Origin of the sequence: Streptomyces sp. NPDC048196, from assembly GCF_040652715.1 — a bacterium.
In the GTDB taxonomy this organism is placed as follows: Bacteria; Actinomycetota; Actinomycetes; order Streptomycetales; family Streptomycetaceae; genus Streptomyces; species Streptomyces siderophoricus.
Genome location: NZ_JBEZMM010000016.1, coordinates 67,552 through 90,669, shown reverse-complemented (window position 1 = coordinate 90,669; position 23,118 = coordinate 67,552). Strand labels below are relative to the sequence as shown.

Genomic DNA, 23,118 nt, shown 5'->3' with positions numbered 1-23,118 from the left:
ACCTGTGGCATGGGGATGAGTCACATTGAGCGCTGTTCTAAATAAGCGGTGGATAGAGCGCCGCTCTAAACGATCTCGCGGCGGTCCCGCAGCGCGATTCCTCGCTCACTCATGAGCACTGCTCGCTCACGAGCACTGTCCACACCACGGAGCACTGCACGCGGAGCACTGCTCGCACACTGCTGTCCGGCCTCTCAGGGGAGCCCCCATGCCGATCGAACAACGCGGAGTCGACACCATCCCGGACGAGGAGCGCACCAGCGGTCCCCGGGACCTCATCTCGATCCTGCTCGGATCGAACCTCGCCCTCGGCGTGGTGATCTTCGGCTGGCTCCCGGTCTCGTTCGGCCTCGGCTTCTGGGGCTCGGTCAGCTCGCTGGCCGCCGGCACCCTGGTCGGCGCCGTGCTGACCGCGCCGCTCGCCCTGGTCTCGCTGCGCAGTGCGACCAACCTCTCCACCAGCAGCGGCGCCCACTTCGGCGTGCGCGGCCGGCTGATCGGCTCGGTCATCGGCCTGCTGCTCTCGCTCGGCTACACCGCACTCACCCTGTGGGTGGGCGGCGACGCGATGGTCGGCTGTCTGCACCGCCTGCTGGGCCTGCCGGCCGACGGCGCGTCCTACGCCGTCGTCTACGCCGTCCTGGCGGGCTGTACCGCCGTCGGCGCGGTCTACGGCTACAAGGTCCTGCTGCGGATGAGCAAGGTGCTCTCCATCGGCCTGACGATCCTGCTCGTGGTCGGCGTCCTCGCCTACGCGCACCACTTCACCACCGGCCCGGTGCACGGCGTCCCGTACGCGCTCGGCGGCTACTGGCAGACCTGGCTGCTCTCCGCGGTCTCCGCCGGTCTGAGCGGCCCGATCGCCTTCATCACCCTGCTCGGCGACTACAGCCGCTACATCTCGCCGCGCCGCCACTCCTCGAAGAAGGTCTTCACCGCCACCTACCTCGGCCTGGTGACCGGTCTGCTGGTGCCGCAGCTCTTCGGTACCTTCAGTGCGCTGGCGGTCGGCGCCGGCGACGACTACGCGGGCCCGCTGGTGGCCGGCGCCCCGGTCTGGTACCTGGTCTTCCTGCTGCTCAACGCGTCCGCCGGCTCGGTGGGCAACTCCGGTCTGATGCTCTACAGCATGGGTCTCGACCTCGACGCGATCCTGCCGCGGGCGACCCGCACCCAGGCCACGTACGTGGTCGCGGGCGTCTCGACCGCGCTGGTCTACGCCGGCCACTTCCTGTGGGCGGCACAGGACGCCATGACGTCCTTCGTGCTGCTGATGACCGCGATCGGCACCCCCTGGGCGGTCATCACGGTCATGGGCTTCGCGCGCTGCCGCGGCAATTACGACGCCGACTCGCTGCAGGTCTACAACCGCGGCACCCGCGGCGGCGTGTACTGGTACAAGGCCGGCTGGAACGTCCAGGCCACCGCCGCCTGGGCGCTCGGCTCGGCCGTCGGCCTGCTGGGCGTGGACACGCCGTTCTACCAGGGCCCGCTGCTGCCCCACACCGGCGGGATCGACCTCAGCTTCCTGCTGGCCGCGGCCGTCGCCGGGCTCGCCTACCTGCTGCTCACCGCCCGCCGGCCGCGGCCGGTCCCCGCGCTGCGCAGCGTCGCCACTCCCTCGCCGGCCGCCGCACCGGAGGCCCCGGCGGAGATCGGCTGACCCCGCCCGGTACGGCCGAGGCCGCCCCCGACGGTTTCGTCGGGGGCGGCCTCGGTGGTGTCCGGGCGGGCGCCGGCCGTCGCCGGTCCCGCCGGCGGGCTCAGCCCAGGCGGTGCATCCAGCCGTGGGTGTCCTCGGCGACACCGCGCTGGATGTCCAGCAGCGCCTCGCGCAGCTTCAGCGTGACCTTGCCGGGCTCGCCGTCGGACTGGGTCCACTCGGCGCCGTTCCGCTTGACCGTGCCGACCGGGGTGATCACCGCGGCGGTACCGCAGGCGAAGACCTCGGTGAGGGTGCCGTTCGCGGTGTCGGCCTGCCACTGGTCGATGGAGACCCGGGCCTCCTCCGCCTCGAAGCCCAGGTCGCGGGCGACGGCCAGCAGCGAGTCACGGGTGATGCCGGCGAGCAGCGAACCGGTGAGCGTGGGGGTGACGATCTTGTCCCCGTAGACGAAGTACAGGTTCATCCCGCCGAGTTCCTCGACCCACTTGTGCTCCACGGCGTCGAGGTAGGCGACCTGGTCGCAGCCGTGCACCGCGGCCTCGGCCTGGGCCAGCAGCGAAGCGGCGTAGTTGCCGCCGGTCTTGGCGTCGCCCATACCGCCGGGCACCGCGCGCACCCGGTCCTCGGAGAGCCAGATGGAGACCGGCTTGACGCCACCGGGGAAGTAGGCGCCGGCCGGCGAGGCGATGACGACGAAGAGGTACTCGTTGGCCGGCTTCACGCCCAGCCCGACCTCGGTCGCGATCATGAACGGGCGCAGGTAGAGCGACTCCTCGCCGCCGTGCGCCGGCACCCAGTCCTTGTCCTGCTGGACGAGCAGGTCACAGGCCTCGATGAAGGTCTCGACCGGCAGCTCCGGCATGGCCAGCCGGCGCGCCGACGCCTGGAAGCGGCGGGCGTTGGCGTCCGGGCGGAAGGTCGCGACGGAGCCGTCGGGCTGACGGTACGCCTTGAGCCCCTCGAAGATCTCCTGCGCGTAGTGCAGGACGTTGGTCGCCGGGTCGAGGGAGAGCGGCCCGTACGGCACGAGCTGGCCGTCGTGCCAGCCGCGGCCCTCGGTCCACCTGATCGTCACCATGTGGTCGGTGAAGTGGCGGCCGAAGCCCGGGGCGGCCAGGATCTGCTCCCGCTCCGCGTCGGACAGCGGGTGCGAGGAGGGCTTGAGCTCGATCGTGGGCGTCGTCATGTATGCATGTCCTTCACTGCGTGGTCCGCGCCGGGCGGTTGGCGGTTGCCGCGTACGACGGGATCTTGGCGTACCGGTCGTTACTGGGACGTCCGAGTTTCCCCGCGGACGGCGGCCCCTCTTCCGATTATCGCTCGGGGGTGTCCGCCGCCGTACGCGCGTATGCGGTCTCCGGGTCCGATGGTCGCATCCCGCCCGGCGTTAGCACAGGGTCGACCGGCGGGCGGCCTGCGGCCGGGAATGCGGACAGCGCCGGAACCCCGTTGGGGGCCCGGCGCTGTCGGTGCGTTTCTGCGTGCGCTGCGGGCCTCAGCCCGCTACTCGTGCGGCGAGCGCGTCGCCGATCTCGTCCGTGCTGCGGGCGGTGCCGTCCCGGGCCTCCAGGTCGGTCGCGACGGCCGTCTCGATGCGGGCGGCCTCGGCCTCGTGACCGAGGTGACGCAGCAGCAGTGCGACGGAGAGGATCGTGGCGGTCGGGTCGGCCTTGCCGGTGCCGGCGATGTCCGGCGCGGAGCCGTGCACCGGCTCGAACATCGAGGGGAACTCACCGGTCGGGTTGATGTTGCCGGAGGCGGCCAGGCCGATGCCGCCGGTCACGGCCGCGGCGAGGTCGGTGAGGATGTCGCCGAAGAGGTTGTCGGTGACGATCACGTCGAACCGCTCGGGCTGGGTGACGAAGAAGATCGTCGCCGCGTCGACGTGCAGGTAGTCGGTGGTGACCTCGGGGTACTCCCGGCCGACCTTGTCGAAGATGTTCTTCCACATGTGGCCGGCGTAGACCAGCACGTTGTTCTTGTGGACCAGCGTCAGCTTCTTGCGGGGACGGGCGTTGGCCCGCTCGTACGCGTCCCGGACCACGCGCTCGACACCGTAGGCGGTATTCACGCTGACCTCGGTGGCGACCTCGGCGGGGGTGCCGGTGCGCAGGCTGCCGCCGTTGCCGGTGTACGGGCCCTCGGTGCCCTCGCGGACGACGACGAAGTCGATGTCCGGACGGCCGGCCAGCGGCGTGGCCGTGTTCGGGAAGAGCTTCGACGGGCGCAGGTTGACGAAGTGGTCGAAGGCGAAGCGGAGTTTGAGCAGCAGGCCGCGCTCCAGCACGCCGGAGGGCACGGACGGGTCGCCGATCGCGCCGAGCAGGATCGCGTCGTGCTGCTTGAGCGCCTCCAGCTCCGCGTCCGGCAGGGTCTCGCCGGTGGCGTGCCAGCGCCGGGCCCCGAGGTCGTACTCCTTGGTTTCCAGCTTGACGTCCTGCGGCAGGACGGCGGTCAGGACCTTGAGGCCCTGGGCCACGACTTCCTGGCCGATACCGTCACCGGGGATCACTGCGAGGCGAATGCTGCGAGACATGGTTGGACCCTACTCTTCGTCCCATTCATTGACACGTAACGTCCGCCATGCGGACACGCCCAGGACCACGTCCACGGGCGGCCCGACGCCTCAGTGACAGATCAGCCGGGCGGCGGAGCACCGGATCCGCCACCAGCAGCGGCACGGTACCGACGCCCGGGCCCCACCATGTGCGCGGAACATCTCAGTGCCCGGTGGAGCCGCCGTTGTCCCGGCGGTCGAGGGCGCGCTGGAGGGCGGCCGCGGCGTTCCTGCGGTCGGCGTCGTTGGTCGTACGCGCGGAGTGGCGGGTCCTGCGGACAGCGGTCTCGGCCATGATTCACGTCTCCAATGCCAAAGCCCCGAGAACGGATGGGATACGTCGATCCAGAAGCGGGCCGGAAAGGGCGGGGGCTCCGGCGCAACAGGGGTCACCTGCGCATACGCACCGGGCCACATCCGCAGTCGCTCGATGGAGCGTTACGTTCGGCTCCTACAAAGCTAGGACAGCCGGGCCGTGATGTCTGCACAATTACTTGGGCTTCCTACTATCTGAGACGGATTCCCTGTTACCCGTCTCCGACGAGGCCCTCCACGCCGTTGCGCAACGCGTGCCGTACGGCGTGTACGAGCCGACGACGACGGCCCGGCACCCCCTTGTGAGGGGTGCCGGGCCGCCGTCGTGTCCCGGGGCGGTCAGCCCATGTGCGGGTAGCGGTAGTCCGTCGGGGGGACCAGGGTTTCCTTGATGGAGCGGGTGGAGGTCCAGCGCATCAGGTTCTGCTTGGCGCCGGCCTTGTCGTTGGTGCCGGAGGCGCGGCCGCCGCCGAAGGGCTGCTGGCCGACGACGGCGCCGGTGGGCTTGTCGTTGATGTAGAAGTTGCCCGCGGCGAAGCGGAGCTTCTCGCAGGTGGCGGCGGCCGCGGCGCGGTCCTGGGCGATGACGCAGCCGGTCAGGCCGTACGCCGAGGCGGACTCCATCTGGGTGAGCATCTCGTCGTAGTCCGCGTCGTCGTAGACGAAGACGCCGAGGATCGGGCCGAAGTACTCGTCCCTGAAGATCTCGTTGTCCGCGTCGGTGGAGACCAGGACCGTCGGACGGACGAAGTAGCCCTCACTGTCGTCGTACGTGCCGCCGGCCACGACCTCGATGGTGGGGTCGGCCTTGGCACGGTCGATCGCCGCCTTGTTCTTGGCGAAGGACCGCTCGTCGATGACGGCACCGATGAAGTTCGACAGGTCGGTGACGTCACCCATGGCGAGCGACTCGACCTCGGCGGCGAACTCCTCCTTGAAGCCGGCGTTCCAGAGGGAGGCCGGGACGTACGCGCGGGAGGCCGCGGAACACTTCTGGCCCTGGAACTCGAAGGCGCCACGGGTCATGGCGGTCTTCAGCACGGCGCGGTCGGCCGAGGGGTGGGCGACGATGAAGTCCTTGCCGCCGGTCTCGCCGACCAGCCGCGGGTAGGTCTTGTAGTTCTCGATGTTCGCGCCGACCGTCTTCCACAGGTACTGGAAGGTCTTGGTCGACCCGGTGAAGTGGATGCCCGCGAGGTCCGGGTGGGCCAGCGCGACCTCGGAGACGTCCTTGCCGTCACCGGTGACCAGGTTGATCACGCCCTTGGGCAGCCCGGCCTCCTCCAGCAGCTCCATCAGCAGCACGGCCGCGAAGGTCTGGGTCGGCGAGGGCTTCCAGACGACCACGTTGCCCATGAGGGCGGGGGCGGTCGGGAGGTTGCCGGCGATCGCGGTGAAGTTGAACGGCGTGATCGCGTAGACGAAGCCCTCGAGAGGCCGGTGGTCCGAGCGGTTCCAGACGCCCGGGGAGTTCGCCGGGGGCTGCTCGGCGAGGATCTGGCGCGCGAAGTGCACGTTGAAGCGCCAGAAGTCGATCAGCTCGCAGGGGGTGTCGATCTCGGCCTGCTGGGCGGTCTTGGACTGGCCCAGCATGGTGGCTGCGGCCAGCGTCTCGCGCCAGGGGCCGGAGAGCAGCTCGGCGGCCCTGAGGATGATCGCGGCACGGTCGTCGAAGGACATCGCGCGCCAGGCGGGGGCGGCGGCCAGCGCGGCGTCCACCGCGTCCTGGGCGTCCTTGACCGTGGCGTTGCCGTACGTGCCGAGCCGGGCTCCGTGGTTGTGCGGCTGGACGACGTCGAAGCGCTCGCCGCCGCCCATCCGGCGCTCGCCGCCGATGGTCATCGGCAGCTCCCGCGGGTTGCCGGCCAGCTCCTTGAGCTTGGCCTCCAGACGGGAACGCTCGGCGCTGCCGGGGGCGTAGGTGTGGACCGGCTCGTTCACCGGCACGGGGACCTGGGTCACAGCGTCCATGGCGGCCGTTTCTCCTTCGGTGGTCGGTTCGTACGTACGTAAAGGGGCCGGGGGGTCAGCCCCGGGTCGCCGTCATCCCCGGGTCGCGAGCGACCGCAGGAAGAACGCCAGGTTCGCGGGGCGCTCGGCGAGCCGGCGCATGAAGTATCCGTACCAATCGGTGCCGTACGGGATGTACACCCGCATACGGTTCCCCTCGGCGACCAGGCGCCGCTGCTCCGCCTCGCGGATGCCGTACAGCATCTGGAATTCGTAGTCCGCCGGCTTACGGCCGTTGCGGTGCGCCAGCTCCTGGGCGATGGCCACCATCCGCGGGTCGTGCGACCCGATCATGGGGTAGCCCCGGCCGGCCATGAGGATCTTCAAGCAGCGCACATAGGCCCGGTCGACCTCCCGCTTGTCCTGGAAGGCGACGGTCGCGGGCTCCTTGTACGCGCCCTTGACCAGTCGCACCCGGGAGCCTTCCCCGGCGAGCGCCCGGCAGTCGTCCTCGGTGCGGAAGAGGTAGGACTGCAGCACCGCGCCCGTCTGGGGGAACCGCGCACGCAGCTCGGCGAGGATCGCCAGGGTCGAGTCGACCGTGGTGTGGTCCTCCATGTCGAGGGTGACGGTCGTCCCGGCCTCGGCGGCCGCCTCGACCACCGGAGTGACGTTCTGCAGGGCCAGCTCGTGGCCGCCCGGCAGCGCCTGGCCGAAAGCGGACAGCTTCACCGACATCTCGGCCTTCACGCCGAGCCCGTGCTCCTTGAGGGCCTCGGCCAGCCGGAGGTAGGCGTCGCGGTTGCGCAGCGCCTCCGCCGGGTCCGTGATGTCCTCGCCGAGGTGGTCGAGCGTGACCTCCAGTCCGCGCGCGGCCAGATTCCGCACCGCGGCCATGGCCTCGTCCAGACGCTCGCCGGCGACGAACCGTTCCACCACGGGGCGGGTGACCGGAGCGGCCGCGACGACGCGCCGGATGCTGTCGCTGCGCGCTGCGGCGAGGAGCACGGGACCCAGCATGGGGCACCTCCACATTCAGGGTGACAAGTACCGGGCGCGCCGTGCAGGGCTGACGCGTCGGCAAGATTGAGCCACCTGAAACTTAAGGATCCCGCCACTTCGCGGCCATCGACAGCTGTCACGCCTTCGTGGCCGGGATCTCAGACAGATGTATGAGAATGGGAACAGGGACGACCACTGCGACAGGAGAGGAGCCGAACGGCGGATGCGGGGCGACTACCAGCAGCTCGTGGACGAGATCTCGGCGGCACTCGGCGCACCGGCGACGCTGGAGGACCGGGACTTCGGGCTGATCGCCTTCGGCGCGCACGAGGGCGAGGACGACGAGGTCATGGACCCGGTGCGGACCCGGTCGATCCTGCAGCGCCGCTCCTCGGCCGCGGTCCGGGCCTGGTTCGAGGCGTTCGGCATCGCCCGGGCCACGACGCCGCTGCGGATCCCGCCGGACCCGGCCGCCGGCGTCTTCCGCGGCCGGATCTGCCTCCCCGTACGCCACCGGGGCGTGGTGCACGGCTACGTCTGGCTGCTCGACGACGGGCACCTCACCGACCTGGCCCTGGGCGGCCACGGCACCCCGCCCGACCCGCGGATCGCCCAGGCGATGGAGACCGCCGCCCGGATCGGCGCACTGCTGGCCGAGGAGGCCCGCGCCGGGTCCGAACTCGGCGATCTGCTACGGGAGTTGCTGACCGGCCCGGCCACCGGCCGGCCGGCCGCGGCGACCGCGCTGCGCGACGCGCTCCGCGACACCCTGCGCTTCACCCCCGGCCTGCCGCTCACCCTGGTCGCGGTGACGCCCTGGGACACCTCGGACACCGACGCGGCCCCGCTGCCGAGCCTGCCCGGTCTGCTCGCGGCGTGCGCACTGCGCTCCCCCGGCGGTCCGGCGGGCGCCCCGGGCCCGCCCACGCTGGCCGCGCTGGTCCGGCTGCGGGCGACGGGCGGATCGGCCCCCGCCCGTACGGTGGCGGAACACCTGCTGCGCTCCCCACGGGCGGGGAGCGCCCCGGCCGCCGCGGCTCCGGCCGGCCCCGGGCGGTCCCGTTCCGCCGATCGCTCCGCCCCGCCCCGCCCGGGCGCGGCCGGCATCGGCACCGCCACCCGGGAGCCGGCCGAACTCCCCACCTCGTGGCAGGAGGCCCTCGCCGCGGCCCGCGCGGCCCGCGCGGAACCCCGGCTGGGCCCGGTCGCCCCGTGGGACACCATCGGTTCGTACCGCATGCTGACCGCCCTGCCGGTCACCGACCCCGACCCCGCGATCGGCCCCCTGCTCACCCCCGCCCACGCCGAACTCGCCCGCACCACCGAGGTGTTCCTCGACTGCGCGGGCCAGGCAAGCCGGACGGCCCAGGTCCTGGGCATCCACCGCCAGACCCTCTACTACCGCCTCGGCCGCGTCGAAAAGCTGACGGGTCTCGACCTGGATGACGGCGAGCATCGGTTGCTTCTCCATATGGCCCTCAAGGCGGCGCGTTTGTAGCCCCACACGTTCCGCTGCGCTTTGCGGCGCCGCATACGTACCTGGCTGTCCCGCCGCGGGGCGTCTCGCCGTTGCGGGAGAGACGGCTACGTGGGGTCAGAGAACCTTGCCCGTCGTGACCCGCCGCAGCGCCGCTGCCAAGTCGTGTCCCGTGGGAAGCGTGTCGGGCGTGACCAGGGACTGGACCATCAGGCCCGTGAGGAGCGCCTGGTAGAAGGAGCCGACGATGCGGGCCGTCTCCGCGTCGACCTCCGTGTCGGGGACGCCCTCGAAGAGCGCGACCAGGCCCTCGCCGCCCTCCGGCAGTACGGCCCCGATCGCCTCTCGCAGGCCCTCGTCGCGCGGGAGCAGCCCCAGCACCTCGACCTGGGCGGCGATGAACTCCGGTTCCGTGGCGATGTGTTGGAGCACCCGGTCCCAGGTCTCGGCGAACCGCTCCAGCGGATCCGCGGAGGTCGGGGCGCCCTCCGCGGCGGACGGCGCCTCGGCCATGCTCATGCCCCACTCCTCGCTGGACGCGATCACCGCCTGGCGCATCAGGGCGTCCTTGGAGCCGTAGTGGTAGCCGATGGAGGCGAGGTTGGCGCCGGAGGCGGCCACGATGTCGCGGGCGGTGGTGCGCGCGTACCCCTTCTCCAGCAGGCAGCGCTTGGCGCCTTCCAGAAGATCTTCACGGTGTCCCATGACGGCAGCCTAATCGCCGGCATACAGCCGTACCAGACAGGTGTCTTATACGTACGTTCACGCGCAGCACCCGATGCGCGGGCGTCTACGTGCAACGCGACGCGCAGGTCACCCGGGGGCGGGTCCCCGTGCGCAGGTCCCCCGGGCGCGGGCCCCGGCCCCGGGTCCGGGGTGCAGGTCCCCGGGCGCAGGCCCATGGGGGCGGGCGGACCCCGGCCCCGGCCCCGGCCCCCAGGCGCGTGTCAGCGCAGGTCAGCGCCCCTCCGTGCCCGGCCCCTCCGTGCCCCTCCGCTTCCGCTCCTCAGGCGGCGTGGCCTCGGGCGTCTGCTCGGTGTCGCGTCGGGTGTCGGCGTCCGGACGGGCTTCGCGGGTGCGGTCCCCGGCTCCGGCGCCGGCCATCGGCCGGTCGAAGAGTTTGTTGCGCTCGGCGGGCGTCCGTGCCGGGCCGCCGGGCTCCGCCCCGGAGGGCGGCACGGCGGGCCGCACCGCATCCGGGCCACCCGGCTCGCCGCGGGCGGTCTCCGGTGCGCCCTGGCTGCCCGTGACGTCCGTGTCCGGTCGGGCCGCGGGCTCCGCGCCGACCGGCCGGATCAGCCCGTAGTAGCGGTACAGCTCGGTCTCCTCGGACGGGTCGAGGTGGGCGTCGGCGTCGATCCGCGGGGCCTTCTTGATCGTCTCCTTGGTGTGCGGAACGTGCAGTTCGTCGCCGGTCCGGCGGGCCCCGGCGAGCGGGACGAAGGACTCCTTCATGCCGAACAGACCGGTGCGCACGGTGATCCACTCGGGCTCGTTGGTGGCGTCGTCCCGGTAGACCTGCTGCACCGTGCCCACCTTCGCGCCGTTCGCGTCGACCACGTGCAGGCCGGTCAGCGTCTGCGGGGTGTCTCCCAGAGGTGCGTTCATGGGTCCTGCTCCTTCCGCACGCGCCGGTGCGGCACGCACAGTTCCCATTGCGCGACGCCCGCTTCCGGGTTGCGACTCGGGAGGCTCGGGGGGTGCCGGGCCGGGCGGGCCCCAGGAGCCCCCTCGCGGCTCCCGCGGGCCCACCCTCGCTACGCCATTCGGGTGAATGCTGGGGAATGCTCGGCCCGGTCAGCCGCACGGTCCGCGGCCGCACGGCGTCCGTACGGTGCCGGCACGCGAACGGGCCCGGCCCCCGCCGAAGCGGGAGCCGGGCCCGTTGACCTGCGAAAACCGTCCGGTCAGTGACCGAGGTTCACCGCGCGCACGGACGTCGCGCCGATCTCCTCCGAGATCTCGTTGAGCACGTTCGCCGGAATGGTGTCATCCACGGTCAGCACGACCAGCGCCTCACCGCCAACGTCGGCTCGGGAGACCTGCATGCCGCCGATGTTGATGCCCGCCTCGCCCAGGATGCGGCCGACCGTGCCGACGACGCCGGGGCGGTCGGTGTAGCGCATGAACGCCATGTGGTCGGCGAGCGTGAGGTCGATCGAGTGCTCACCGACCGCCACGATCTTCTGCACGTTCTTGTGGCCGGCGAGCGTGCCGGAGATCGACACCTCCTCGCCGCCGGCGAGCGTGCCGCGCACGGTGACCACGTTCCGGTGCTCGGGCGACTCGCTGCTGGTCGTCAGCCGCACCTCGACGCCGCGCTCCTGCGCGAACAGCGGGGCGTTGACGTAGCTCACCGTCTCGTCCACCACGTCCTCGAACACGCCCTTGAGCGCGGAGAGTTCGAGCACCTTGACGTCGTGCTGGGTGATCTCGCCGTACACCTCGACGTCGAGCCGCATCGCCACCTCGCCGGCCAGCGCGGTGAAGATCCGGCCGAGCCGCTCGGCCAGCGGCAGCCCGGGCTTGACGTCCTCGGCGATCACACCGCCCTGGACGTTGACCGCGTCCGGCACGAGCTCGCCGGCCAGCGCCAGCCGCACCGACTTGGCGACCGCGATACCGGCCTTCTCCTGCGCCTCGCCCGTCGAGGCGCCCAGGTGCGGGGTGCACACGACCTGGTCGTACTCGAACAGCGGGGAGTCGGTGCAGGGCTCGACGGCGTACACGTCCAGGCCCGCGCCGGCGACCCGGCCCTCCTTGAGGGCGGTGGCCAGCGCCGCCTCGTCGACGATCCCGCCGCGCGCGGCGTTCACGATCCGGACCGACGGCTTGACCTTGTGCAGCGCCTCGTCGCCGATCAGACCGATGGTCTCCGGCGTCTTGGGGAGGTGGACGGTGATGAAGTCGGAGACCTCCAGCAGCTCGTCCAGGGTCAGCAGCTTGACGCCCATCTGCGCGGCGCGGGCCGGCTGGACGTACGGGTCGTAGGCGACGACCTTCATGCCGAACGCCGACATCCGCTGGGCGACCAGGACGCCGATCCGGCCGAGGCCGACCACGCCGAGGGTCTTCTCGCTGAGCTCGACGCCGGTGTACTTGCTGCGCTTCCACTCGCCGTTCTTGAGCGCGGTGTTGGCCTGCGGGATGTTCCGCGCGGTGGCGACCAGCAGACCGCAGGCGAGCTCGGCGGCGGTGACGATGTTGGAGGTCGGGGCGTTGACGACCATCACGCCGGCCTTGGTGGCGGCGGAGACGTCGACGTTGTCCAGGCCCACGCCGGCGCGGGCGACGACCTTCAGCTTCTTGGCGGCGGCGATCGCCTCGGCGTCCACCTTCGTGGCGCTGCGCACCAGGACGGCGTCGACGTCGACGATGGCGGGGAGCAGCTCGGCACGGTCCGCGCCGTTGCAGTGCCGGATCTCGAAGTCCGGGCCGAGGGCGTCGACGGTGGCGGGCGACAGCTCTTCGGCGATCAGTACGACAGGTTTCGAGCTCACGTGGTCTTCAGTCCTCACTAGTCCTTCGCGGACGGCCGTCCCGACGGCCGAAGGCGGTGAAGGGGGAAAGCCGCGTGGAAGACGCACGACGTTGTGAGCCTGAACGCGCTTGTGATGGGCAGTGTAGTGGCGGTGGGGGGCGCGTCCTGTGCCGTTGCGGAAGGATCACCCGTGCGTGGTTCTACGCGGTGGACAAGGCGCCGCGCGGTGCGCGGCCGGTCCTACGGACGAGGGGGCCGCGAGTGTTCGCGACCCCCTGTCCACCGGGCTCACGCCTGGTCGTCGACCCAGCTCATCAGCTTCCGCAGCTTCTTACCGGTGGTCTCCAGCAGGTGGTCCTCGTCGGCCTTCTTGTACTCGTTGTACTTCGGCAGACCGGCCTGGTACTCCGCCATCCAGTTGTTGGCGAAGGTGCCGTCCTGGATCTCGGCGAGGACCTTCTTCATCTCGGCCTTGGTGGCGTCGGTGACGACCCGCGGGCCGGTGACGTAGTCGCCCCACTCGGCGGTCTCGGAGACCGACCAGCGCATCTTCTCCAGGCCGCCCTCGTACATGAGGTCCACGATGAGCTTCAGCTCGTGCAGGCACTCGAAGTACGCGATCTCCGGCTGGTAGCCCGCCTCGACCAGGGTCTCGAAGCCGGCCTTGACCAGCGCCGAGGCGCCACCGCAGAGCACCGCCTGCTCACCGAACAGGTCGGTCTCGGTCTCCTCGGTGAAGGTGGTCTTGATGACGCCGGCGCGGGTGCCGCCGATGGCCTTGGCGTACGACAGCGCCAGCGCGAACGCGTTGCCCGACGCGTCCTGCTCGACGGCCGCGATCGCGGGAACTCCACGGCCCTCCTCGTACTGGCGGCGCACCAGGTGACCCGGGCCCTTGGGGGCGACCAGGGCGACGTCCACGCCGGCCGGGACCTTGATGAACCCGAAGCGGATGTTGAAGCCGTGGGCGAAGAACAGCGCGTCACCGTCGTTGAGGTTGTCCTTGATGGACTCCTCGTAGACCTTCGCCTGGATCGGGTCCGGGATGAGGATCATGATGACGTCGGCCTCGGCCGCCGCCTCGGCCGGGGTGACCACGCGCAGGCCCTGCTCCTCGGCCTTGGCCTTGGACTTGGAGCCCTCGTGCAGACCGACGCGCACGTCGACGCCCGAGTCGCGCAGGGACAGCGCGTGGGCGTGGCCCTGGCTTCCGTAGCCGATCACCGCGACCTTGCGGTTCTGGATGATGGACAGGTCGGCGTCGTCGTCGTAGAACAGCTCGGCCACTTGGGGTCTCTCCTTGGATCTAGCGGGGTGCCCACACAGTACGTCGGGCGGGGTGAGGAAGGTCGGTGGGTCTCGCCATACGGTCCGGTCGGGCCGCGGCGGACGGGCGGGTCAGGCCGAACGGTCCAGCGCGCGCAGCGAGCGGTCCGTGATGGAGCGGGCGCCGCGGCCTATGGCGATCGTGCCGGACTGCACCAGTTCCTTGATGCCGAACGGCTCCAGCATCTTCAGCATCGCCTCCAGCTTTTCACTGGATCCGGTGGCCTCGATGGTGACGGCCTCGGGCGAGACGTCGACGGTCTTGGCGCGGAAGAGCTGGACGATCTCGACGATCTGCGAGCGGGTCTCGTTGTCCGCGCGGACCTTCACCAGGACCAGTTCGCGCTGGATCGCGGAGCCGGGCTCCAGCTCGACGATCTTCAGGACGTTGACGAGCTTGTTGAGCTGCTTGGTGACCTGCTCCAGGGGCAGCGACTCGACGCTGACCACGATGGTGATGCGGGAGATGTCGGGGTGCTCGGTGACCCCGACGGCGAGCGAGTCGATGTTGAAGCCGCGGCGGGAGAACAGCGCGGCGATCCGGGCGAGGATGCCGGGGGTGTTCTCCACCAGGACGGAGAGCGTGTGCTTGGACATGGTCTTCTCTCTTTCGCTCTTCGTCGTCTCAGTCGTCTTCGTTGTCGCCGAAGTCGGGACGCACGCCGCGGGCGGCCATGACCTCGTCGTTGGAGGTGCCGGCGGCGACCATCGGCCACACCTGGGCGTCCTCGTGGACGATGAAGTCGATCACGACCGGGCGGTCGTTGATGGCATTGGCCTCTTCGATGACCTTGTCGAGGTCGGCCGGGTCCTCGCAGCGCAGCGCCACGCAGCCCATGGCCTCGGAGAGCTTGACGAAGTCCGGGATGCGGGTGCCCGCCGAGGGCTTGCCGGAGCCGCTGGTCAGCTCGTCGGGGCCGCTGTGCAGCACGGTGTTGGAGTAGCGCTGGTTGTAGAAGAGGGTCTGCCACTGGCGGACCATGCCCAGCGCGCCGTTGTTGATGATGGCGACCTTGATCGGGATGTTGTTCAGCGCGCAGGTGACCAGTTCCTGGTTGGTCATCTGGAAGCAGCCGTCGCCGTCGATCGCCCAGACCGTGCGGTCCGGCCGGCCGGCCTTGGCGCCCATCGCGGCGGGCACGGCGTAGCCCATGGTCCCGGCGCCGCCGGAGTTGAGCCAGGTGGCGGGCTGCTCGTAGTTGATGAAGTGGGCGGCCCACATCTGGTGCTGGCCGACGCCGGCGGCGTAGATGGTGTCGGCGGGGGCGAGCCGGCCGATCCGCTCGATGACCTGCTGCGGGGACAGGCTGCCGTCGTCCGGCTGCTCGTAGCCCAGCGGGTAGGTCTCCCGCCAGCGGTTGAGGTCCTTCCACCAGGCGCTGTAGTCACCCTTGTGGCCGGCCTCGTGCTCGGCCTGGACGGCGACGATCAGGTCGGCGATGACCTCGCGGGCGTCACCGACGATCGGCACGTCGGCGGCGCGGTTCTTGCCGATCTCCGCCGGGTCGATGTCGGCGTGCACGACCTTGGCGTACGGCGCGAAGGAGTCCAGCTTTCCGGTGACCCGGTCGTCGAAGCGGGCGCCGAGGGTGATCAGCAGGTCGGCCTTCTGCAGGGCGGTGACCGCGGTGACCGAGCCGTGCATGCCGGGCATGCCGACGTGCTGCGGGTGGCTGTCGGGGAAGGCGCCCAGTGCCATCAGGGTGGTGGTGACCGGGGCGCCGGTCAGCTCGGCGAGCACCTTCAGCTCGGCGGTGGCACCGGCCTTGAGGACGCCGCCGCCGACGTAGAGCACCGGGCGCTTGGACTCGGCGATCAGCCGGGCGGCCTCGCGGATCTGCTTGGCATGCGGCTTGGTCACCGGGCGGTAGCCGGGCAGGTCGGTGTGCGGCGGCCAGCTGAACGTGGTCTGCGCCTGCAGGGCGTCCTTGGCGATGTCGACCAGGACCGGGCCGGGACGGCCGGTGGACGCGATGTGGAACGCCTCGGCGATCGTCTTGGGGATCTCGGCCGGGTCGGTGACCAGGAAGTTGTGCTTGGTGATCGGCATCGTGATGCCGCAGATGTCCGCCTCCTGGAAGGCGTCCGTGCCGATCGCCTTCGACGCGACCTGACCGGTGATCGCGACCAGCGGAACGGAGTCCATGTGGGCGTCCGCGATGGGGGTGACGAGGTTGGTGGCACCCGGGCCCGAGGTGGCCATGCAGACCCCGACCTTGCCGGTGGCCTGCGCGTATCCCGTGGCGGCGTGCCCGGCGCCCTGCTCGTGGCGGACGAGGATGTGCCGGACCTTCGAGGAGTCCATCATCGGGTCGTACGCCGGCAGGATCGCACCGCCGGGGATGCCGAACACGGTGTCGGCCCCGACCTCCTCCAGCGCACGGATGAGGGACTGCGCGCCCGTGACGTGCTCGACGGTGGCGGACGGCTGCGGTCCGCCGGCGTTACGGGCCCGCGGCTGCGGATGGTGGGCCCCGGAGGCCTGCTCGGTCATCTGCGTCTCTTCTCGAAGCTGAGGGTTTTGACGGGATTTGTGAGGTTGCTGTGCAACAAAAAACCCCTCGTGCCGAGTGGCAAGCGAGGGGAGCGCGTCGGTGCGGTCTGCCGGGCGGCGTTGGGGCCCAGCTTCAGCCGACGCGCTTTCCAAGTACGAGAATTCGGGTGCGCATGGCACTGACCCTCCCCCTCTCGTGCACCGAGTGTCAAGTGGGTGGGACGGAGGTCTCACTATTTGAGCGCAATGGGGGATGCGCCATGGTCTCCGGACCGGCCAGACCCCCACGTCGGGCCGGCACTCCGCTGCCGCTGAGCACCACCGCGCGCCCCTGGCCCGGGTGGTCGGGAACGGGGTAGCCGGTACGGGTGAGTGCCCGGCGCAGCCGGTGTTCGTCGAGCGGGCCGGAGAAGGCCAGGCCCATGCCGTGCGTGCAGCCCATGGAGCGCAACGCCAGGACCTGTTCGGGCAGGTCGACGCCGTCCGCGACGGTCTGCATGCCCAGGTCGCCGGCGATCCGCAGCAGCCCGGCAGTGATCTTGTGCAGCCGGGAGGACTCCACCACGCCGTCGACCAGGCCGCGGTCCAGCCGCAGGACGTCGACGGGCAGCCGGCGCAGTGCGGTGATCGCGGCGTACCCGCTGCCGAAGCCGTCGAGGGCGATCCGTACGCCGAGCCGGCGCAGCGCGACCAGCCGGCGCTCCAGGTCGTCCAGCGCGATCCGGGAGTCGCTTTCGGACAGTTCCAGGACGAGCTCCCGGGCGGGCAGGCCGTGCCGGGTGAGGAGTGCTTCGACGCCCTTGGGGGACAGCGCGCGGTCGAGCAGCCGGCGGGCGGAGAGCCGGACCGCGACCGGGATCTGGTGGCCGGCGCGGTGGCGCGCGGCGGCCTGCCGGACGGCCTCCTCCAGCTGCCAGCGGTCGAGTTCCGCTGCGCGGTCGCCGTCGTCGGTGTACCGGCCGCGGTCGCCGACCCGGAGGAATTCGGCGGGGGTGAACAGGATGCCCTCGGCCGAGCGCCAGCGGGCGTGCGCGGCGACCGCGGTGACCCGCCCGGTGGCCAGGTCGACGACGGGCTGGTGCAGCAGCGCGAACTCGCCTTCGTCGAGGGCCGTACGGAGTTTGGAGGCGAGCTCGGCGCGGTGCGCGACCTCGTCCTGCATCTGGGGGGCGTAGAGCTCGACCCGGCCCTTGCCGGCCTGCTTGGCGCGGTACATGGCGAGGTCGGCGTTGCGGAGCAGACCGGCGGGGGTGACGCCCGGTTCGGCGAAGGCGACGCCGATGCTGGCCGCCACGCGGACGTCCCGGCCGTCGATGCGGTACGGCTCGGAGAGCTTGATGCGCAGCCGGTCGGCGATCTCGTGGATGCGGAACTCGCGGGCCGCGCGGTCGCGGGTGCCGTCGCCGGTGATCAGCGCGGCGAACTCGTCGCCGCCCAGCCGGGCCGCTATGTCGCCGGCGCGAACCGATTCGGCGAGCCGGCGGGCGGCCTGGATCAGCAGTTCGTCGCCGGCCTGGTGGCCGATGGTGTCGTTGACCTGCTTGAAGCCGTCGAGGTCGATGTAGAGCACGGCGGTGTCGTGGTCGCTGGCCCGCCGGCCGGTGACGGCCTGGGTGACGCGTTCGGTGAACAGCGCGCGGTTGGGCAGGTCGGTGAGCGTGTCGTGCGAGGCGTTGTGCTGGAGCTGAGCCTGGAGCCGGACGCGTTCGGTGACGTCGCGGGAGTTGAAGATCAGGCCGCCGTGGTGGCGGTTGACCGTGGACTCGACGTTCAGCCAGCCGTCGACGCCGGAGCGCTGGCCGCCGGCCCGGAAGCGGCATTCGATGCGGGTGGTCGGCTCGTCCTGCGGATCGGCGGCGAGGAACCGGCGGACCTCGTGCACCACCCGTCCGAGGTCCTCGGGGTGGATCAGCGTGGCGAGTTCGGAACCGATCAGTTCCTCCGCGTCGCGGCCGTAGACGCCGGCGGCGGCCGGGCTGACGTAGCGCAGCACGCCGGACGGCGCGGCAATCATGATGACGTCGCTGGAGCCCTGCACCAGGGAGCGGAAGTGGTTCTCCTTCTGGGCGAGTTCATGGGTCAGGGTGATGTTGTCGAGCAGCATGATGCCCTGGCGGACGACCAGGGCGAGCACGACCGTGCAGCCGGTGAAGAGCACCACGCGGTCGATCCGCCGCCCGTCGAGAACGTTGGTGAGGATGCCCAGGGTGCAGACGGCGGCGGCGAGGTACGGGGTGAGCGCGGCGAGCGAGCCGGCGAGCGGACGGCTGCCGTGCGGGACGCGGACGGCGGCGGGCTCGGCCGCCTCGTCCGGCTCCTCCTCCTCGGCCCGGCGGGCGACCCAGGGCGCATACGCGAGCAGCATCGAACCGGCGAACCACCCGGCGTCCAGGATCTGCCCGGAGCGGTAGTGCTCGCGCAGCAGCGGGGAGCTGAACAGGGCGTCGCACAGCACCGTGAGCGCGAGCGCGGCGATGGCGGTGTTGACGGCCGAGCGGTGCACCGAGGAACGCCGGAAGTGCAGGACCAGGACCATGCTGACGAGCACGATGTCCAGCAGTGGATAGGCCAGTGACAGGGCGCTCTGCGCCACGCTGCGGCCCTGGAAGTGGGCGGTGTGCGCGAGTGCGAGGCTCCAGGAGAGGGTGAGCAGCGAGCCGGCGATCAGCCAGGAGTCCAGGCCCAGGCAGACCCAGCCGGCCCGGCTCACCGGGCGCTTGGCGAGCACCAGCAGGCCGACGATGGCCGGTGGCGCGAACAGCAGGAAGCAGAAGTCGGCCGGCGAGGGGCTGGGCACGGTCGTGCCCAGGATGACCTCGTACCAGCCCCATACGCCGTTGCCGATGCCGGCCATTCCCGAGGAGGCGGCGAACAGCATCCAGGCCGGCCGGAGCCGGCTGCGGCGCCGGCGGGCGTACAGACCGCAGGAGACGGCCGCGACCAGGGCCGCGAAGCTGAGTCCGAAGTCCCCCATGAACAGGGCGACTTCGGTGGATCCCCAGCCGAAGGCGGCTCCGAGGGCGTAGCCGCCGCAGACCACGGCCAGGACGACCTGCGGCACCGGGCTCGGTGGACCGCCGGCCGGCGTCGGTGGCCTGGAGAGCATCGCCCCGGGGGCGCTCACCGCACTCTCCCGTGGTCCCGCGCCGGACGGCGCCTCGCGCGGGGCGGCCGGTGGCCCCGCCGCGTCCCCGCGGGCGCTCGTGGATCCCGCCTCTCGCGGATCGTCCATCGTCCGTACATCGCCCGTCGCCCCCCTTGCGTTCCGGATCTTGCATCGCGCCGCGGCTGTCCCGGCGCCGTCCCCGCTCGGACGATACACCAGTTCCGTCACTCAGCGACATAGGGTATCTACGGAGCGTGACGGCGTGCGGGGTGGTGAATACCCACCGCAGTCGTACGGCCCCGTAGCGCCATCCGCGCCCCGTTTCAGTCGGCGGTCGCGACGACGTTCCGCAGGGGTTCGCCGGCCGCGAAAAGCGCCAACTGGTCCCGCAGCAGCCGCTTCGCGCGGGGCAGGAAGGCAGAGCTGGGACCACCGACGTGTGGAGTGATGAGCACGCCCGGAGCGTGCCACAGCGGATGCCCGGCGGGCAGGGGTTCCGGATCGGTGACGTCGAGCGCCGCGCACAGCCGTCCGGATTCGAGCTCGGCGAGCAGTGCCTCGGTGTCGACGACGGCCCCGCGCGCGATGTTCACGAGGAGTGCGCCCTCCTTCATCCGCGCCAGGAAATCGCGTCCGACCAGGCCACGCGTCTCGTCGGTGAGCGGAGTGGCGAGGACGACGACGTCCGCGTCGGGCAGGAGGGCGGACAGGTCGGAGAGTGGGTGCACGGGGCCGCGCACAGTGTCACGCGCGGTGCGTGCGACGCGCACCACCCGCGCACATTCGAAAGGCGTGAGCCGGTCCTCGATGGCACTGCCGATCGAACCATAGCCCACAATGAGGACCGACTTGTCGGCGAGGGCGGGCCGGAAGCCCGGCCGCCACTCCCCCGCGTCCTGGGCCCGGACGAAGCCGGGGACGTCGCGCAGCGCCGCCAGTATCAGGGTGAGCGCGAGTTCGGCGGTGCTGGCGTCGTGCAGTCCGCGGGCGTTGCACAGCTGGGCCCCGGCCGGCATCTGCGGCAGCCCGGGCAGCATGTGCTCGATACCGGCGGTGAGGGTCTGCACCACCCGCACCCGGCTCATGCGGGCCAGCGGCCGCAGGCTGACCTCCGCGCCCTTCATGTAGGGGACGGCGTAGAAGACGCACCGGGCCGGATCGGCCGGGTACTCGGGGCCGGCGTCCCAGTGGACGTAGTGGAGGCCGCCGGGCAGGCCCTCGATCTCGTCGGGCGGGATCGGGAGCCAGACGTCGTTCGGTTCGGTGCGCTGGTCTGCGGTTGCCATGGCCCGAGGCTATGCGAAGGGATGTTCTGCTCAGACGTTAGTTTGGTCCGTGCCCTTGATCGGGGGCGAGGGGACGGAGGCACAACCAGGTGGAGCGCAGGACAATCGGTGCGGCGGCTCTGGAAGTGGGCGCCGTGGGTCTCGGCTGTATGCCGATGAGCTGGGGGTACACCGAGTCGCAGCGCAACGGGGAGGGGTCCCTGCGGGCCGTGCACACCGCGCTGGACCGTGGTTGCAGCCTGCTGGACACCGCCGACATGTACGGACCGTTCACCAACGAGCTGTTGGTGGGACGGGCTTTGAAGGAGCGCCGCCAGGACGCGTTCGTCTCGACCAAGGTCGGGCTGCTCGTGGGCGAGCAGCACATCGTCGCCAACGGGCGGCCCGGTTACGTCAAACGCGCCTGTGACGCCTCGCTGCGCCGGCTGCAGACGGACCGGATCGACCTCTACCAGCTGCACCGGGCCGACCCCGAGGTGCCCGTCGAGGAGACCTGGGGGGCGATGGCGGAGCTGGTCGCGGCCGGGAAGGTGCGGTCGCTGGGGCTGTGCGCGGTGGGCGCGCGGGCGGTGCGGCAGCCGCGTGCGGTCCGTGCGGAGCGGCGGCCGGCCGGGGCCCGGCCGCGGTCCCGGACGTACGACGGCACGCTGGCCCAACTGGAGCGCATCCAGCAGGTGTTCCCGGTCAGCAGTGTGCAGGCCGAGCTGTCGGTGTGGTCGCGCCAGGCGCTGGAGGCGCTGCTGCCGTGGTGCGAGTCGCGGGGGGTGGGCTTCCTGGCGGCGATGCCGCTGGGCAACGGCTATCTGACCGGCACGCTCACTCCGGGGCAGGGCTTCGAACGGGAGGACCTGCGGGCCCGCCATCCGCGCTTCACGGCCGAGATGATGGCCGCCAACCAGCCGCTGGTGGCCGGGCTACGGCGGGTCGGTGCCCGGTACGGCGCGACGCCGGGGCAGGTGGCCCTGGCGTGGGTGCTGGCCCAGGGCCGGCATGTCGTCCCCGTGCCCGGTACGAAGAAGGAGCGCTGGGCCGCGCAGAACGCCAAGGCGGCCGCTCTGGTGCTCGGCCGCGAGGACCTGGCGGAGATCGCCGCGCTGCCGCCGGCCCGGCAGTCCTGGTAGCCCGCCGGCAGGCCCGGTCCGCCGGGCGTACGGGGCGGTCCACCGGGCGTACGGGCCGGTCCGCCGGGCGTACGGGTACGGGCCGGTTCGCCGCGTCCGGCGGCCCGATGTGGTGTTCTTGTGCTCGCCCGGACGACGAGAGGACCCCTGCCGTGCAACGCCGTTCCCAGACCGCCGTGTTGGCCGCCGCTTCGCTGCTTCTGGCAGCGGGCTGTTCGAACGGTGGCGCGCAGCCCCCCGGCGGGGGTGCCCCCGCCACGGCGAAGAGTCCCGGCGCCTCGGCCCGCGCCACCTCGCCGGGCGCCACCCCGTCACCCGTCGCGCCGCCCGCCAAGGGCTCGGTGAAGGTGACGAAGACGCTGACCACCGGGCTGAAGTCCCCGTGGGGCGTGGCGGTGCTGCCGGGCGGGGACCTGCTCGTGGGCTCGCGGGACACCGGCAAGATCGTCCGGATCGCCGTGGACAGCGGGAAGACCACCGAGCTGGGTTCGGTGCCGGGCGTGGCCCCGGGCGGTGAGGGCGGGCTGCTCGGCCTCGCGGTGTCCTCGGACTTCGGCACCGACCACCAGGTCTACGCGTACTTCACCACCGCGTCCGACAACCGGATCGCCCGCATGATCTACGACGACAAGCGCCCGCCGGGCGACCAGCTGGGCGCGCCCGACACGACCCTGCGGGGCATCCCCAAGGGCGAGATCCACAACGGCGGGCGGATCGCGTTCGGCCCGGACAAGATGCTCTACGCCGGCACCGGCGAGACCGGCGACACCGGGCTGGCGCAGGACAAGAGCTCGCTGGGCGGCAAAATCCTGCGGATGACGCCGGACGGCGAGCCGGCGCACGGCAACCCCTCGGCCGATTCGGTGGTGTACGACTACGGCCACCGCAATGTGCAGGGGCTGGCGTGGGATTCCGACCACCGGCTGTGGGCCTCGGAGTTCGGGCAGCACGCCTGGGACGAGCTCAATCTCATCGAGCCGGGGAAGAACTACGGCTGGCCGGAGATCGAGGGCAAGGCCAAGTCCGGCCAGGGCGGCCCGGATTACGTCGATCCGGTCGAGGTGTGGAAGACCGACGACGCCTCGCCCAGTGGCATCGCCTACGCCAAGGGCTCCATCTGGATGGCGTCGCTGCGCGGTGAGCGGCTGTGGCGCATCCCGCTGAACGGGACGAAGCCGGTGGCGGCCCCGCAGGCGTTCCTCAAGGGCACCTACGGGCGGCTGCGGACCGTGGTGGCGGCCGGTGACGGCACGTTGTGGCTGGTCACCAGCAACACCGATGGCCGCGGCACGCCCCGTAAGGGAGATGACCGGATTCTCCGCCTCAAGGTGAGCTGA

17 protein-coding genes are annotated in these 23,118 nt (G+C 71.4%); 4 read left to right on the top strand and 13 right to left on the bottom strand.

Going from position 1 to position 23,118, the window contains the following annotated elements; translation table 11 throughout:
* Positions 1–208 precede the first annotated feature (208 nt).
* Positions 209–1,663 (top strand): cytosine permease, encoded by a 1,455-nt coding sequence (locus AB0E02_RS18390; protein WP_362140551.1) that lies wholly within the window; start codon positions 209–211, stop codon positions 1,661–1,663.
* Positions 1,664–1,763: 100 nt separating this feature from the next.
* On the opposite strand, the gene AB0E02_RS18385 is transcribed toward AB0E02_RS18390, so the two are convergent.
* The 5 genes from AB0E02_RS18385 to AB0E02_RS18365 all read right to left on the bottom strand — a co-directional run bounded on the left by AB0E02_RS18385 (position 1,764) and on the right by AB0E02_RS18365 (position 7,508).
* A complete protein-coding gene (locus AB0E02_RS18385) occupies positions 1,764–2,852 on the bottom strand; it encodes a branched-chain amino acid aminotransferase (protein WP_362140548.1) in 1,089 nt (362 codons plus the stop codon).
* Between the two features lie 309 nt (positions 2,853–3,161).
* Positions 3,162–4,202, bottom strand: a complete 1,041-nt coding sequence (locus AB0E02_RS18380) for a 3-isopropylmalate dehydrogenase (RefSeq protein WP_362140545.1) — start codon at positions 4,200–4,202, stop codon at positions 3,162–3,164.
* A gap of 184 nt (positions 4,203–4,386) precedes the next feature.
* Positions 4,387–4,518, bottom strand: coding sequence for a hypothetical protein (locus tag AB0E02_RS18375; protein WP_261955507.1), 132 nt, complete (start codon positions 4,516–4,518; stop codon positions 4,387–4,389).
* Positions 4,519–4,877: 359 nt separating this feature from the next.
* Positions 4,878–6,509: an L-glutamate gamma-semialdehyde dehydrogenase gene (pruA, locus tag AB0E02_RS18370; RefSeq protein WP_362140542.1), complete on the bottom strand. Its 1,632-nt coding sequence runs from the start codon at positions 6,507–6,509 to the stop codon at positions 4,878–4,880.
* Between the two features lie 72 nt (positions 6,510–6,581).
* Positions 6,582–7,508 (bottom strand): proline dehydrogenase family protein, encoded by a 927-nt coding sequence (locus tag AB0E02_RS18365; protein ID WP_030802314.1) that lies wholly within the window; start codon positions 7,506–7,508, stop codon positions 6,582–6,584.
* A gap of 205 nt (positions 7,509–7,713) precedes the next feature.
* Between AB0E02_RS18365 and AB0E02_RS18360 the strand changes: the two genes are divergently transcribed.
* Positions 7,714–8,988, top strand: a complete 1,275-nt coding sequence (locus tag AB0E02_RS18360; protein WP_362140539.1) for a helix-turn-helix domain-containing protein — start codon at positions 7,714–7,716, stop codon at positions 8,986–8,988.
* 96 nt (positions 8,989–9,084) lie between these two features.
* On the opposite strand, the gene AB0E02_RS18355 is transcribed toward AB0E02_RS18360, so the two are convergent.
* The 8 genes from AB0E02_RS18355 to AB0E02_RS18320 form a co-directional block, all read right to left on the bottom strand.
* Positions 9,085–9,672, bottom strand: coding sequence for a TetR/AcrR family transcriptional regulator (locus tag AB0E02_RS18355; RefSeq protein WP_362140536.1), 588 nt, complete (start codon positions 9,670–9,672; stop codon positions 9,085–9,087).
* Positions 9,673–9,924: 252 nt separating this feature from the next.
* Entirely contained in the window at positions 9,925–10,575 is a 651-nt protein-coding gene (locus tag AB0E02_RS18350) for a PRC-barrel domain-containing protein (protein ID WP_362140533.1), read from the bottom strand.
* Positions 10,576–10,874: 299 nt separating this feature from the next.
* Complete coding sequence (serA, locus tag AB0E02_RS18345) at positions 10,875–12,467, bottom strand: phosphoglycerate dehydrogenase (RefSeq protein WP_362140529.1); 1,593 nt, start codon at positions 12,465–12,467, stop codon at positions 10,875–10,877.
* A gap of 269 nt (positions 12,468–12,736) precedes the next feature.
* Complete coding sequence (ilvC, locus tag AB0E02_RS18340; RefSeq protein WP_362140527.1) at positions 12,737–13,735, bottom strand: ketol-acid reductoisomerase; 999 nt, start codon at positions 13,733–13,735, stop codon at positions 12,737–12,739.
* Positions 13,736–13,846: 111 nt separating this feature from the next.
* The gene (ilvN, locus tag AB0E02_RS18335; protein WP_006602925.1) at positions 13,847–14,371 is read right to left on the bottom strand and encodes an acetolactate synthase small subunit; all 525 of its coding nucleotides are present in this window, start codon (positions 14,369–14,371) and stop codon (positions 13,847–13,849) included.
* Between the two features lie 28 nt (positions 14,372–14,399).
* The gene (locus AB0E02_RS18330; protein WP_362140523.1) at positions 14,400–16,268 is read right to left on the bottom strand and encodes an acetolactate synthase large subunit; all 1,869 of its coding nucleotides are present in this window, start codon (positions 16,266–16,268) and stop codon (positions 14,400–14,402) included.
* 208 nt (positions 16,269–16,476) lie between these two features.
* A complete protein-coding gene (locus AB0E02_RS18325; protein ID WP_362140657.1) occupies positions 16,477–19,374 on the bottom strand; it encodes an EAL domain-containing protein in 2,898 nt (965 codons plus the stop codon).
* 323 nt (positions 19,375–19,697) lie between these two features.
* Positions 19,698–20,660: a 2-hydroxyacid dehydrogenase gene (locus tag AB0E02_RS18320; RefSeq protein ID WP_362140520.1), complete on the bottom strand. Its 963-nt coding sequence runs from the start codon at positions 20,658–20,660 to the stop codon at positions 19,698–19,700.
* An 89-nt stretch (positions 20,661–20,749) separates the two neighbouring features.
* Between AB0E02_RS18320 and AB0E02_RS18315 the strand changes: the two genes are divergently transcribed.
* On the top strand, positions 20,750–21,781 hold the full coding sequence (locus AB0E02_RS18315; RefSeq protein WP_362140517.1) for an aldo/keto reductase: 1,032 nt from the start codon (positions 20,750–20,752) through the stop codon (positions 21,779–21,781).
* Between the two features lie 152 nt (positions 21,782–21,933).
* Complete coding sequence (locus AB0E02_RS18310) at positions 21,934–23,118, top strand: PQQ-dependent sugar dehydrogenase (RefSeq protein ID WP_362140514.1); 1,185 nt, start codon at positions 21,934–21,936, stop codon at positions 23,116–23,118.

Bases quoted from the DNA above. Each gene is read 5' to 3' on its own strand.
- AB0E02_RS18390 (WP_362140551.1), top strand. From the start codon at position 209: ATGCCGATCGAACAACGCGGAGTCGACACCATCCCGGACGAGGAGCGC.
- AB0E02_RS18385 (WP_362140548.1), bottom strand. From the start codon at position 2,852: ATGACGACGCCCACGATCGAGCTCAAGCCCTCCTCGCACCCGCTGTCC.
- AB0E02_RS18380 (WP_362140545.1), bottom strand. From the start codon at position 4,202: ATGTCTCGCAGCATTCGCCTCGCAGTGATCCCCGGTGACGGTATCGGC.
- AB0E02_RS18375 (WP_261955507.1), bottom strand. From the start codon at position 4,518: ATGGCCGAGACCGCTGTCCGCAGGACCCGCCACTCCGCGCGTACGACC.
- pruA (WP_362140542.1), bottom strand. From the start codon at position 6,509: ATGGACGCTGTGACCCAGGTCCCCGTGCCGGTGAACGAGCCGGTCCAC.
- AB0E02_RS18365 (WP_030802314.1), bottom strand. From the start codon at position 7,508: ATGCTGGGTCCCGTGCTCCTCGCCGCAGCGCGCAGCGACAGCATCCGG.
- AB0E02_RS18360 (WP_362140539.1), top strand. From the start codon at position 7,714: ATGCGGGGCGACTACCAGCAGCTCGTGGACGAGATCTCGGCGGCACTC.
- AB0E02_RS18355 (WP_362140536.1), bottom strand. From the start codon at position 9,672: ATGGGACACCGTGAAGATCTTCTGGAAGGCGCCAAGCGCTGCCTGCTG.
- AB0E02_RS18350 (WP_362140533.1), bottom strand. From the start codon at position 10,575: ATGAACGCACCTCTGGGAGACACCCCGCAGACGCTGACCGGCCTGCAC.
- ilvN (WP_006602925.1), bottom strand. From the start codon at position 14,371: ATGTCCAAGCACACGCTCTCCGTCCTGGTGGAGAACACCCCCGGCATC.
- AB0E02_RS18330 (WP_362140523.1), bottom strand. From the start codon at position 16,268: ATGACCGAGCAGGCCTCCGGGGCCCACCATCCGCAGCCGCGGGCCCGT.
- AB0E02_RS18325 (WP_362140657.1), bottom strand. From the start codon at position 19,374: ATGCTCTCCAGGCCACCGACGCCGGCCGGCGGTCCACCGAGCCCGGTG.
- AB0E02_RS18320 (WP_362140520.1), bottom strand. From the start codon at position 20,660: ATGGCAACCGCAGACCAGCGCACCGAACCGAACGACGTCTGGCTCCCG.